At 64.8% G+C, this 13,078-nt stretch carries 11 protein-coding genes; 9 read left to right on the top strand and 2 right to left on the bottom strand.

All coding sequences use genetic code 11. The features are described 5' to 3' along the window. The first annotated feature begins 724 nt into the window (after positions 1-724). A complete protein-coding gene (locus U5A65_RS21660; protein WP_321915602.1) occupies positions 725-1,915 on the top strand; it encodes a glycosyltransferase family 4 protein in 1,191 nt (396 codons plus the stop codon). An 11-nt stretch (positions 1,916-1,926) separates the two neighbouring features. Here the strand turns inward: U5A65_RS21660 and U5A65_RS21665 are convergent, their stop codons facing one another. Both U5A65_RS21665 and U5A65_RS21670 read right to left on the bottom strand, forming a co-directional pair. Beyond that, positions 1,927-2,928, bottom strand: a complete 1,002-nt coding sequence (locus tag U5A65_RS21665) for a GNAT family N-acetyltransferase (protein WP_321915601.1) — start codon at positions 2,926-2,928, stop codon at positions 1,927-1,929. A 511-nt stretch (positions 2,929-3,439) separates the two neighbouring features. Next, the gene (locus U5A65_RS21670; protein ID WP_321915600.1) at positions 3,440-4,303 is read right to left on the bottom strand and encodes an IclR family transcriptional regulator; all 864 of its coding nucleotides are present in this window, start codon (positions 4,301-4,303) and stop codon (positions 3,440-3,442) included. A 321-nt stretch (positions 4,304-4,624) separates the two neighbouring features. Here U5A65_RS21670 and U5A65_RS21675 point away from each other — a divergent pair, with 321 nt between their 5' ends. From U5A65_RS21675 to U5A65_RS21710, 8 genes are all read left to right on the top strand, one after another. Next, on the top strand, positions 4,625-5,716 hold the full coding sequence (locus U5A65_RS21675; protein WP_321947326.1) for an ABC transporter ATP-binding protein: 1,092 nt from the start codon (positions 4,625-4,627) through the stop codon (positions 5,714-5,716). Then, positions 5,709-6,614, top strand: a complete 906-nt coding sequence (locus U5A65_RS21680) for an ABC transporter permease (RefSeq protein ID WP_321915598.1) — start codon at positions 5,709-5,711, stop codon at positions 6,612-6,614. Before U5A65_RS21675 ends, U5A65_RS21680 begins: the two co-directional genes overlap by 8 nt. 12 nt (positions 6,615-6,626) lie before the next feature. Next, positions 6,627-7,421, top strand: coding sequence for an ABC transporter permease (locus tag U5A65_RS21685; protein WP_321915597.1), 795 nt, complete (start codon positions 6,627-6,629; stop codon positions 7,419-7,421). A gap of 47 nt (positions 7,422-7,468) precedes the next feature. Then, positions 7,469-7,807 carry a (2Fe-2S)-binding protein gene (locus U5A65_RS21690; RefSeq protein ID WP_321947328.1) on the top strand — a complete coding sequence of 113 codons (339 nt, stop codon included), beginning with the start codon at positions 7,469-7,471 and terminating at the stop codon, positions 7,805-7,807. Next, positions 7,804-9,240 carry an NAD(P)/FAD-dependent oxidoreductase gene (locus tag U5A65_RS21695; protein ID WP_321947330.1) on the top strand — a complete coding sequence of 479 codons (1,437 nt, stop codon included), beginning with the start codon at positions 7,804-7,806 and terminating at the stop codon, positions 9,238-9,240. The genes U5A65_RS21690 and U5A65_RS21695 overlap by 4 nt, the downstream gene beginning before the upstream one ends. After that, positions 9,233-10,369 carry an FAD-binding oxidoreductase gene (locus U5A65_RS21700; RefSeq protein ID WP_321915594.1) on the top strand — a complete coding sequence of 379 codons (1,137 nt, stop codon included), beginning with the start codon at positions 9,233-9,235 and terminating at the stop codon, positions 10,367-10,369. The genes U5A65_RS21695 and U5A65_RS21700 overlap by 8 nt, the downstream gene beginning before the upstream one ends. A gap of 12 nt (positions 10,370-10,381) precedes the next feature. Continuing rightward, positions 10,382-11,428 (top strand): ABC transporter substrate-binding protein, encoded by a 1,047-nt coding sequence (locus tag U5A65_RS21705; RefSeq protein WP_321915593.1) that lies wholly within the window; start codon positions 10,382-10,384, stop codon positions 11,426-11,428. A gap of 85 nt (positions 11,429-11,513) precedes the next feature. Beyond that, positions 11,514-13,073 (top strand): SH3 domain-containing protein, encoded by a 1,560-nt coding sequence (locus U5A65_RS21710; protein WP_321947332.1) that lies wholly within the window; start codon positions 11,514-11,516, stop codon positions 13,071-13,073. Positions 13,074-13,078 lie beyond the last annotated feature (5 nt).

Here is a 13,078-nt window from a genome sequence, read left to right on the forward strand (position 1 = left end):
TTCCTCGATTGTCCGCGCAGTGTGGTGAAACCCGGTTTGCAATCTCGTGCGCCTCGCGGCCTGCCTGGCCGGTGTTGAACACCGCACAATTTCCTCGAAACGCATTACGCAAAGCATTCGATTTGCATTCCGGCTCACATGTTTGTTATCGAATTGAAGGCATAAATGCCACAGATCAACTGTACGATACTAAGCCGAAAATCTGATGGTGACCTTAAGCGCTTTCCCTTCTTCCGATGTATCGAAACATGCGAAACCGTCATTGTGACGAATCGATGTGACAGTTTTCATCCTGCTGCCGCAATCGACGGAAATTGTGACGACCGCCGTTGACATGCCTCGCGTGCGGCCCAGGCACGATCCGTGCTGCGCTCGTGAGGAGGGGCTTATACGATCTGATCTATGCAAGCTGCGTGCCACTCTGGTTGCGCGCCTTTCGCATGCCCTGGAAGAATTGTCCGGTGGGTCTTCATTCGCTTTGCATCGCCTCCGCCATATCGGACAAGTTTTCGCTGATCGCCGACATTGCGTAAAAACGACTCACAATCGGGTTACGATGAATCAAACGGCGTGACTGCGGGTCCCCGCCGCGAAAGTGCGAGCGGCGTGGCGCAGGGAACGCTGCCCGGCAGGTCGGGACGACTGCCCGGGATGTCATGCTGGCCGGGCACCGTCGCGGTGCGTTGCCTGCTCAACCAAGCGCCACCGTGAGCCGTCATTGTCCATGCGCATTCTCTTCGTCATCGGCAACCTGGGCGACTACCACGTCCCTCGCTACGAGGCGCTCGTTAGCGCAGCCTCCGGTCGCGGCCACCAGGTGGCGCTTCTCGAGGTCTTTGCGCGCTCCGGCGTCTACGGCTTCCCGCAGGAACGCCGTGCCGCCTTCTTTGCGAACCGCCCGCGAATGGCGGAAACATTGGTGAAAGACGGCGCAGACAGCGACGGCCTCGGCGCGCGCGACACCGCGCGTCTCATTGCGAAGGTACGCAATTTCATGCCCGACGTGGTCATCACGCTCGGCTACAACACCGGCTATTCGGCGGTGCTCTGTTTTCTCAGGCATCTCACGCGGCGCTTCAAGCTCATCTACATGTCTGACTCGAAGGCCGACGACGGACTGCGTCAGCGCACCAAGGAGCGGCTCAAGCGTTTCATCGTGAGCCGCTTCGACGGCGCACTCGTCGCGGGCGAGAAGCATCGCCGCTACGCACAATCGCTTGGCATCCCGAAGGAACGCTCGCGCATTGGCTTCGACGTGATCGATGTCGATTATTTTTCGGATCTCGCGCAGGCCGCGAGCGACAACCCGGCAGCCGTGCGCGCCCGCTTCGGACTGCCGCAGCGCTACGTGCTGTGCGTGAGCCGCTTCGTGGCCCGCAAGAATGTCGACGTGCTGATCGATGCCTACCGCAAATCCGGCGTATACAACGAGAATATCGGCCTCGTTCTGGTGGGTCAGGGTCCGCTCGAAGCGCAACTGCGTGCGCGCATCGCGTCGCTCGGCCTCACGCCGCATGTGACGATACTGAACTCACTCGCTAATCAGGAAATGCCGAATCTTTATGCCCTCGCGGAATTCGTCGTACTAGCGAGCGAATTCGATCAATGGGGGTTGTGCGTGAACGAAGCGTTCGCGGCCGGGTGTCCTGCCATCGTCACGCGCACCTGCGGCGTGGCTGGCGAAGTGGTGATAGACGGCGTGAACGGCTTCGTGGTCGAACCGCGCGATGTCTCGACACTCGCGCAACGTATCGGCGAACTGGGCGGCGAGCCCGCGCTGCGCGAGCGCTTTGCCGCCGGCGCGCAAAGTACGATCCGGCGCTGGACACCGTTGCTCTTCGCATCGAACGCGCTGGAGCTTGCCGAGGTCACGACCCGCCGCGCAAGCGACCCTGCGCAGCACGAACTCGTTTAGCGCGTCGCCGCTCAGAGATTGGGGGCGAAAACCCGGCCTGGCGCGAACTTCCGCTTGAGCGTGCGCATCAGCAAATAAACCGTGCCGTGGCGCTCGACGCCTAGCCGCTGCGTGAGCGTCGCACCAAATCCATTGAGGAAGCTGAATGTCGACGGGCTCGAAAAACCGTCGAAGTCGAACGTGAGCTTGCGCTCGAGCGCACGGCCAATGCCGCTCCACAGCAGCAGGCTGATGGATCCGCTGTGCGCGTCCTGCGCGCGCGACGAGAGCAGGTAATACATCGTCTGATGGTCCCAAACGAGGCCGACCGCCGCCACGAGCTTACCGCACGGCCCATAGGCGCCGAGCAGCATCCCGGCCTTGCGTTCGACGAACGCGTTGACGAGCTCGCGCATGACCGCGTCCCCGTACGCGTTGGTACGCGAGCGCGCCGCGAGATTCGCTTCGTAGAACGCAATGAACTCGCCGGGCGTGAGGTCCGGCACGACGGTCAGCTCACGCGAGGCGCTGCGGATCACATTGCGCGTCTTGCTGTTCAAACGCTTCCACGCTTCGTCCGCCGTGGTATTGCGGTCGATGCGGAACGTGTAGCGCGCCGACACCGTGAAACCATGCAGCGCGAACGCAAGTGCGTCGTCAATGCGCGGGTCGAGCACCTGGAAAAAACTGTCGCAGTCGGGCAACTGCTCGATCAGCTTTCCGGTGACGTCGAGTTCATGATGCAACTGGCGAGCCTCGCTGCCGGTCACGGACTTGATTACCGGACCGAGCGTGCGCGTGAGCGGCGGCAGATGCGAGACACGCCATAGTCGCGTGCGCTGCATCGCGTACGGCATCTCGCCGACGACCTCGTCGTTCTGCTTCACCACCGCAAGCTTCCAGCTGCCTTGCGTGGCGATATCGAGCCACCAGCGCTCGTGAAAGATCGAAGGCGCCGCGCGTACCGGCACCGGCACAACTGTCTCAGCCGGTGCCTCGAGAACGGGCAACGTCCGGTCGTTTATGGTCGTCATCAATCACCGATATATTCTGTCTGCAAGCGCCGCGGGTGACACACGCGCTTTATCTCCCCCCCGGCGCCCACGCTCCTCAACCGTCTCTAGTCGGCATGGCAACGGCGTGTACGCAATGTGACAGCTCCGCGGCAAGCGTTTGTTCTCCCGGGTCTTGCGACTATGCGCAAGACGGCACTTCGAGCACTTCTATTTTTGTTTCCGGGTTCACCTGCTCGCGCTGCCATGGAGCGCTACACTCCATGGCGGCGAACTGCCATTCGTACATCGCCTCCAGTCTACGAACAGCACCCTGCCCGTTTACGCCAAAACCAAGACGTATGCGGTTGGATTATCCCCCTGGAAGATTTTCTTCCGATCATAATGCTCGATTTCGCATTGCAGCATCATGTCAATCTGCAGACTTTTTGCGCCCATTTACGCACGCGCAGAACGTCTAACGATAACGATCGGCGACCCGGCACTTTAGTTAGGATTCCATTTTATCTGATGTATTCCAGACCGGCGCCTTTCAAGCGAGCGGCTGCGTCGTCATGGCTCGCGTGAGCCCGTGCATGGGACGGCGTACCGCCACGTCGAACGGGTTCGTTTGCGGCCCGATGATCTCGGCCTGCCGTTTGAGCAGTTCGACGATCGTGGGCAACCGGTCTTCAGTGAGGCGCGCAGCCAGCGTGCCCACGCTCAGCGCGCCCACGGCGCAACCGTTCTGGTCCAGAATCGGCACAGCCACGCCCGCCATGCCCTCCAGCACGCCGGTATTGCGCCCCGCGTAGCCGAGCTTGCGCACACGCTCGATCTCCGTGCGCAAATACACCTCGTCCAGCACGCCGTAGCTGCGCAGACGCGGCACGTTGAAGCGAATGATTTCCTCGCGCTCGGCTTCGGGCTGGAACGCGAGAATCGCAAGACTGCCCTGGCCCACGCCGAGCGCCACGCGCCCGCCGATATCGCCCGTGAACGAGCGGATCGGAAACGGCCCTTCGCACATGTCGAGGCAAACCGCGTCGAAGCTGCTCTTCACGAGCAGAAAAATGGTGTCGCCAAGGCTTGCGCACAGACGCAGCAACGCGGGCCGGCATAGCGTGCGCATGCCGCTCGGATTGCCCGCCTGCGCCGCGAGCGCAAAGAAGTCCACGCTCAGCCGATAGCGTTTGGTGCCCTCGTCCTGCTCGACCACCCCTTCGGCGATCAGCCCCTGCAGCAGCCGGTGCACGGTGGCCTGCGTCAGCCCCACAGCCTTGGCGAGCGCTGTGACACGGCTGCCTTCCGCCTGGCTCACGCCCAGGGCGCGGATCACCGCGAATGCGCGCTGCAACACGCCGGCGCCGCGCGCGTCGTCGGCTGGCGTTCCACTTTTCTCTTCCACTGCCGTCATATCGACCTCGATTTATTTCATTCAGCGGAATATCCGCGGAATGCTCGTACGAATGCGCATGCCGCTCGAACCGTTGGGCCGCCGTACAGTGCTCCGCCTGTGGCGGGCGGTTCAGGGATTTCCCGAAGTTCATCAAATGAAATCGCCTGCAGATTAGCAAGCAATCACATTCCATAGAACGGAATATATGACATATTTCTATCGCCCGATGGAATTTTAAATTGACGACCCAAAATTTGGCTAGCTACAGTCGGCTCAACGTCAGGCACCGCAGTTCACTCAGCGCGTGCCGGCGCAACCCATGCACTGGAAGGCCACACCATGTCGTTCCTCACCCTGACCGATGTGTCGAAATCGTTCGGCGACCTGCAGGCGGTCACCGGCGTCAATTTGTCGGTGGAAAAAGGCGAGTTCGTCTCGCTGCTCGGCCCCTCGGGCTGCGGCAAAACCACGACGCTGCAGATGATCGCCGGCTTCGTGGAGACCACGCGCGGACGCATCACGCTCGACGGGCGCGACATCACGCATATGCCGCCAAACAAGCGCGGCCTCGGCATCGTGTTCCAGAGCTACGCGCTCTTTCCGCATATGAGCGTGGAGCAGAACGTGAGCTTCGGCCTCGAAATGCGCGGCGTGGACAAAGCCGAGCGCAAGGATCGCATTCGCGAGGCGCTTGCGCTCGTGCGCCTCGACGCTTACGCGCATCGCTTTCCGCGCGAGCTTTCGGGCGGCCAGCGCCAGCGCGTGGCGATCGCGCGCGCCATTGTGATCGCGCCGCCCGTGCTGCTGCTCGACGAACCGATGTCCAATCTCGACGCCAAGCTGCGCGAAGACATGCAGTTCGAACTGCGTGCCATCCAACGCAAGATCGGCACGACCACGCTGATGGTCACGCACGATCAATCGGAGGCGCTCTCCATCAGCGACCGCGTGGTCGTGATGGAAAGCGGCCGCATCACCCAGGTCGACACGCCTTATCGCGCGTATGAGCGGCCCGAGAATGATTTCGTCTCGCAGTTCATCGGCAAGGCCAACATGCTCGCGGGCCGCATCGTCGCGCGCGAGGGCGACACGATCCGCGTGGACCTCGGCCACGAACTCGCGGAAACGGGGTCGACTGCGCAACTGCCCGAGCGCGGCCGCGCGGTGGGGGTGGGCGACGCGATCACGCTGTGCATCCGCCCCGAAAAGCTCAAGCTGTGCGCAAGCGGCTCGGGCCGTCTTGCAGGACGTGTGACGAGCCGCTTCTTCCTCGGCAGCCAGTGGCTCTACCGCCTCGACAGCCGTGCAGGAGAGATGCTGGTGTGCTGCCAGAACGAGGGCAAGGAGCCGCTGGCCGAAGGCGAGCAGGTGGGCATTGACTGGCATAGCGACGCGGTCCGCTTCATTCACAAGGAGAGCGCCCGTGTCTAGCACGCTTGACGCTTCACAACGCGCGCCGCGCGCCACTGTGCGCGCGGGCTGGCAGGCCTACCTGCCGCTCTGGCTCATGAGCGCGCCCGCGATGCTGCTGTTCGCCGCGCTCGTGCTCGTGCCGCTCGCGATGACCCTCGCGCTCACGTTCTACCGCTTCGATCCGATGAGCGGCCCGATCGCCGCATTCGATCTGCACAACTACGTAGAGGTGCTGGGCTCGTCGTACTTCCACACCATCTTCCTGCGCACGTTTGGCATTGCGGCGCTCACCACGCTGCTGTGCGTCGTGATCGGCACGCCCGAGGCGTACATCCTCTCGCGCATGCGCGACCCGTGGCGCTCGCTGTTCCTGCTCGTGATCCTCGCCCCGCTGCTGGTTTCCGTGGTGGTGCGCGCATTCGGCTGGAGCATGCTGCTCAACATGAACGGCCTCGTGAACCAGTTCTTCGGCCTGTTCGGCGCGGGGCCCTTCAAGCTCGAATACACGACGTTCGCCATCGTCATCGCGCTCGTGCACGTGATGCTGCCGTTCATGGTGATCCCGGTGTGGACCGCGCTGCAAAGGCTCGATCCGCAAACCGAGAACGCGGCGCTCTCGCTGATGGCCTCGCCCTTTACCACCATGCGCCGCATCGTGCTGCCGCAACTCATGCCCGGCATTCTCTCGGGCAGCCTCATGGTGTTCGGCCTCTCGGCGAGCGCCTTTGCAATTCCGGGCCTGCTGGGCGGCCGGCGTCTGAAAGTGGCGGCGACCGCCGTGTACGACCAGTTCCTCAGTTCGATGAACTGGCCGCTCGGCGCGACCATTGCCGTGCTGCTGCTCGTCGCCAATCTCGTGGTGATGCTCACTTACTACCGCGTGCTCGAACGGCGCTACGCGCGCAGCATGGGCTAAGGAAAAAACATCATGCGCAAAAACGGACCGCTCGCTCTCACGTTCCACAGCTTCGTCATTCTGTTCGTGCTGGCGCCGCTCGTCATCGTCATTCTCGTGGCCTTCACGCCCGACGAAACCTTGACGCTCCCCACGCACGGCTTCTCGCTGCGCTGGTTCCGCGCGATTCTCGACTACCCCGACTTCATCACCGCGTTCTTCAACAGCCTCAAGCTCGCGTTTGCCTCGGCCACGCTCTCGCTCATCGTCGCGCTGCCCGCGGGCCTCGCGATTGGCCGCGCGCGCTTTCCGGGCCGCGGCTTTCTCAACGCGCTGCTGCTGTCGCCGCTCGTGATTCCGGGGCTCGTGCTGGGCATCGCGCTGCTGCGCTTTTTCGCGCTGATTGGCGCAACCGGCTCGTTCGCGTGGCTGATCCTCGCGCACATGATCATCATCACGCCGTTCGTCATGCGGCTCGTGCTCGCCTCGGTGAGCGGCCTCGACCGCAGCATCGAGCATGCGGCCGCCTCGCTCGGCGCGAACGCGTGGACCACCTTCCGCCGCGTCACGCTGCCGATGATCGTGCCCGGCATTACGGGCGGCTGGCTACTCGCGTTCATCAACAGCTTCGATGAACTGACGATGTCTATCTTCGTGACCTCGCCGCAAACCGTCACGCTGCCCGTGCGCATGTACATGTATGCGACCGAGTCGATCGACCCGATGATGGCCTCCGTATCCGCGCTCGTCATTTTCATCACGGCCGGCGCGATGTTCCTGCTCGACCGTGTGTACGGGCTCAACCGCATTCTGATCGGGCAGCACTGAACACCGCCCGCTTCTTCCGATTCCTGCTGCCGCGCCACTGATCTTTCATGAGCACCGTCACGCCGCTTTCCCCTGCCCAGTTCGTCCGCGTTGCCGATACCGCGCGCGCGAGCGTTTCCTTCGTTCTAGACGGCGTCGAAGTCAAGGCGCTCGCGGGCGATACGCTGCTCACCGCGATCCTCACGCACCAGCGCCACGTGCGCCGCAGCGAATTCAGCGCAGAACCGCGCGCGGGTTTCTGCCTGATCGGCGCTTGCCAGGACTGCTGGGTACGCAGCGAGGACGGCACGCGCCTGCGCGCCTGCTCCACGCCGCTGCGTGAAGGCATGCGCGTATTGACGCGAATCAGTTCGGATACCGAAGTGTGCGAAGGAGGTGCGCAATGAGTACGCGCAAGCCTCCCCGCATCGTCATCGTCGGTGCGGGACCCGCTGGCATTCGCGCCGCGCAAACGCTCGTGGCCGCCGGACTGCGCCCGACCGTGATCGACGAGAACGCGCGCTGGGGCGGCCAGATCTATCGCCAGCCCGCTGCCGATGCGGGCTTTTCGCGCACGAAGGCCGCGCTCTACGGCTTCGAGGCGAAGAAGGCCGATGCCGTTCATCGCGCCATGGCCGACCTCCTCCCGAAGATCGAGTATCGGCCCGACACGCTCGCCTGGTCGTGTGAGCCTGGGCGGCTCGATACCTTGCGCGAGGGTCGCGAGGCCACTGTGCCCTGGTCGCATCTGATCATCGCGAGCGGCGCGACCGACCGCATCGTGCCGCTGCCAGGCTGGACGCTGCCCGGCGTTTATACGCTCGGCGGCGCGCAGGTCGCGTTGAAGGCGCAGGGTTGCGCCATTGGCCGGCGCACCGTATTCGCCGGCACCGGGCCGCTGCTTTATCTGGTTGCCTACCAATACGCCAAAGCGGGCGCGCAAGTGGCCGCCGTGCTCGACACGAGTCCGTTCGCGCGCCAGGCCGCCGCTACGCCCAAGCTCCTCAACCAGCCGGGCACCTTCGCCAAGGGCGTTTATTACGTCGCGTGGCTCAAGGCGCATGGCGTGCGCATGGAGCACGGCGTTTCGCTCGCGGCCATTGAAGGCGACGAAGCGGTGCAATATATCCGCTGGAACGCGGCCGACGGGAAAGAGCAGGCCATGGCTTGCGACGCGGTCGGCCTCGGCTACGGCTTGCGGCCCGAAACGCAACTCGCCGATCTCGCGGGCTGCCGCTTCGCCTTCGACACCCTCAACCGCTGCTGGCTGCCCGAACGCGATGCGGCGGGCCGCAGCTCCGCGCCGGGCGTTTATCTCGCTGGTGATGGCGCAGGTATCGCAGGCGCGGATGCCGCCGAACTTGCGGGCCGCCGCACGGCACTCGCGGTGCTCGAAGACATAGGCATTGAAGCGCCGCAGCATGACGCACATTTGCCCGATGCCGCAACGCTCGAAAAGCGGCTTGAGCGCATTACGCGCTTTCGCGTGGGCATCGAGCAGGCGTTCGCGCCTCCGGCCAATTGCGCCGCCAGCTGGCCCGACGACCTGACCGTCTGCCGCTGCGAGGAAGTCGATGCCGGCACGCTGCGTAGCTGCATCCGCAACGGTCTCGCCACCGAAGTCAATCGCCTGAAGGCGCTCACGCGCATCGGCATGGGGCGCTGCCAGGGGCGCATGTGCGGCGAATCCGCCATGGCGCTCCTGAGCGCCGAAACCGGCAAGCCGCTGCACGAAGTGGGCCGTTTGCGCAGCCAGGCGCCCATCAAGCCAATTCCCATTTCACCGATGCTGTTCGACGACGGCGTGCAGGTCATCGAAGAGGAAGCCCACGATGAGTGACACGCGCCACTTCCAGGTTGTGATTGCGGGCGGCGGGCTCGTCGGCGCATCGGCGGCGCTCGCGCTCGCGCGCAAGGGCGTGAGCGTCGGCTTGTTCGAGCGGCGCTTTTGCGGCGCGCAGGCAAGCGGCGTGAACTACGGCGGCGTGCGCACGCACGGCCGCAGCGCCGAGCAACTGCCGCTCGCGGTGCGCGCCCGGCGCGTGTGGAACCGCTTGCCCGAACTGATCGGCATCGACGGCGAATTCGTCGTTTCGGGACATTTGCGCCTCGCGCGCCGTGACAGCGATCTCGAGGCGCTGCACGCATGGGCAGCCATGGCGCGCGAATTCGGCGTGGAGTCGCGGGTCATGAGCGGCGACGCGTTTCGCCGCCGCTACCCGTGGCTCGGCAAGGCCGCCATCGGCGGCGCGCTCTGCGCGAGCGACGGCCATGCGAATCCGCGTCTCGTCTCGCCCGGCTTTGCGGCGGCGGCGCGGCGCGCTGGCGCGCACGTGCAGGAGCAGACCGCGATCAGCGACCTGAGCTTCGACGGCCGGCGCTTCCAGATGCGCGCGGGCGACGCGCGCATTAGCGCCGACTGGCTCATCAACTCGTCGGGCGCGTGGGCCAATACGGTGGCGGGCGCATTCGGCGAAACCGTGCCGATGAAGCCGATCTACCCGAACATGTGGGTGACCGAGCCGCTGCCGCGCTTTATCGAGCACAACCTCGGCGTGTATGGCGGCGGCGTCTACGCCCGCCAGGTCGAGCGCGGCAACTGCGTGATAGGCGGCGGGCGCGGGCACGGCGACGGCGAATACGCGCAGCCTTCCACCGCCACCACGCGCGCCGTCATGCGCGACGCCTGCGCGCTGTTGCCCGGCCTGCGCGACGCCCTGCTCATTCGCACGTGGAGCGGCGTGGAAGGCGAAACGCCGGACAGCAACCCCATCATCGGTTTCAGCAACACCACGCCGCGCCTCTTGCACGCGTTCGGCTTTTCCGGCGGCGGCTTTTTGCTGGCGCCGGGCGTAGGCGAAGTCCTCGCCGAACTCGTGACCGATGGCGCGACGAGCACGCCCATCGAAGCATTCGCTATCGGCCGCTTCACGCAGTCTTCCGTTCATGCCGCTCTCCCAATCAAATAAGGAGTCCCCACGATGAAATTCACACGCACACTGGTTTCGCTAGCCGCACTCTTTGCCGTTGGCTTCTCGGCCAGCGCCTGGTCGCAAACGAAGACGATCTACATCGGCATGAACGGCGGCCCGATGGAGAAGGCCTACACGAGTCAGGTCCTGCCCGACTTCGAAAAGGCCAACAACGTGAAGGTGGTGGTCGTGCCGGGCACCTCTTCCGACGTGCTCGCGAAGCTTCTGGCCAACCGCAACAGCCCGCAGATGCATGTCGCCTTTCTCGACGACGGCGTGATGGCGCGCGCCGTGAGCATGGGCGTATGCGAGAAGCTCGACGACTCGCCCGTGCTCAAGGAGCTGTATCCGTTCGCGCGCATGAAGGGCGACGTGGGCGCGGGCGTGCAGCTTGGCATGACGGGCATTGGCTACAACACGAAGCTGTTCGCGGATAAGGGCTGGGCGCCGCCCACCTCGTGGCTCGACTTCGCCAATCCCAAGTACAAGGGCAAGGTGGTGTTCCAGTCGGCTTCGAGCAGCACGTTCGGGCTGCACGGCTTTCTCGCCATCAACCGCCTGATGGGCGGCAGCGAAACCAACGTCGAGCCGGGCTTCACGAAATGGGGGAGCACGGTGGGCCCGAACGTCGTCGAATACATTCCGAACTCGGCCAAGCTCTCGGAAATGATCCAGACCGGCGAAGCCGGCATCTTCCCGCTTACGCCCACGGCTGTGGGCGACCTGAAGGACAAGGGCCTGCCCGTGGCCTACGCCAACCCGAAGGAAGGCGCCGTGCTGCTGCTCGTGGACCTGTGCGTGGTGAAGAACAATCCGGACCCGCAACTCGCGCAAAAGCTCGCGCAGTTCCTGCTTTCGGCGCCTGCGCAAAGCAAGGCCGCCGCCGCCGGCAAGCAGATTCCGACCAACCAGAACGCGACCATGCCGCCCGATATGCAAAAGAGCCTGGGCAACCTCGACCAGCTCGTGAAGAAGGTGACGGTGGTGGACTGGGACGTCATCAACGAGCACCGCGCGCAGTGGGATTCGCGCTGGAACCGCCAGATCGAGCAATGATCGTTTGATTGGAGGGCGATAGCAGGGGGCGGCGGGCGCGGCGCGTCCTGTATGATCCACGGGTTGTCGAACCGCCCGCTCGCCCATGCGCTCCACCCTCGATGCTTCGTTTCGCCTTTCCGTTTTCGCCCGTACTCCGCGTGCGGGCATTCTCGCGCTGGCGATAGCCGCCGCGTGCGCGCTGCCGGGGTGCGCAACCGGCCCGGGTTCGCAAAATCAGGCCGGGCAGGCGCTCCCGCCCGACACGGTCACGCTCTTCCCGATCGAGCATTACGACCAGAACGTCGATCGCTGGATCGATCCGGCCAGCGCCGATTACGACAAGCCCTTCATTTCCGCAGACGTCCAGCGCGCGCATTTCGCTGCGCTCGTCGCGCGTTATTTCGGTGCGGGTCCGAACGACCCCTCGCCGTGGAATCGCGCGTTTGTCGAGCAGCGCGTGTATCGCGACGGCGGCAGCGACATCGCCGCCCTGCAAACGCGCCGCCTCGCCTACTTCGACAACACGGACAAGGAAGCCCGGCGCATTGGCTACGGCATGAATTTCCGGCCGCACACGAAGGCGTGGATCGACGCCATCGAGCGCAACGCCAACGTCAACCAGTTCGAGCAGGCGAGCGGCTTCGACCCCACGCGCCGCGCTATCGCCACGACCGCGCTGTACGTGCGCGAGTTGCCCACCATCGACCCGTCGTTCTATTCGCATCGCATTGCGGGCGAAGGCTATCCGTTCGACAACCTGCAGGTGAGCGCCGTGCGGCCAGGCACGCCGCTCTACGTGCTCGGCACGAGCGCCGACGGCGCCTGGCGCTACGTGCAGACGCCGGACGTGCAAGGCTGGGTGCGCAGCGACGGCGTGGCGGGCGTAGACAACGCGTTCGTTTCGGCGTGGCGCGCGGCGGCGCACCGCTCGCTCGGCGTCGTGGTGGTGGCCTCCGCGGCGCTGCGCGACGACGGCGGCGTGTTCCGCTTCGAAGCGCCCGCGGGCACGCTGCTGCCGCTGCGGCCCGCTTCCGGCGCGACGCCGGGCGAAGTGCTCGTGCCGGCGCGCGACATCAACGGCCACGCGGCGATCCGCACGGCGGCGCTCGATTCCAACGCCATCGTGCCCGCACCGCTCGCGGCCACGCCGCGCCATCTCGCGCAGTTGATGAAGGCGCTCATTGGCCGCCCCTACGGCTGGGGCAACACGAACTTCGACAACGACTGCTCGGCCGAACTGCAGAGCATTTTCGCGGCGTTCGGCGTGTGGCTGCCGCGCCATTCGTCCACGCAGATGAACGCCGGAGAGATGACCGATCTTTCGGCCGCCACGCCCGCGCAACGCCTCGACTGGCTCGTGCAGCACGGCGCGCCCATGCGCACGATCATCTATATTGGCGGCCACGTCATGCTCTATCTCGGCAACACGGAGCGCGACGGCAAGACGGTGCCGCTCGTCTATCAGGACGTGTGGGGCCTGCGCCCCGCCGACAACAGCCGCCGCGCCGTGATTGGCGGCTCGGTGATCCTTCCGCTGCTACTGACCTACCCCGAAGACCCACGCCTCGAATCGCTTGCTGGCACACCGGTTTTCCAGGTCAGTATCCTGGGCGTGCCCGCCGGAGCCACGCCGCCTCAGGATGAGGAGAATCCGGCCGGGTAAGGCAA

Source organism: Paraburkholderia sp. J10-1, assembly GCF_905220165.1.
Lineage (GTDB): Bacteria > Pseudomonadota > Gammaproteobacteria > Burkholderiales > Burkholderiaceae > Paraburkholderia.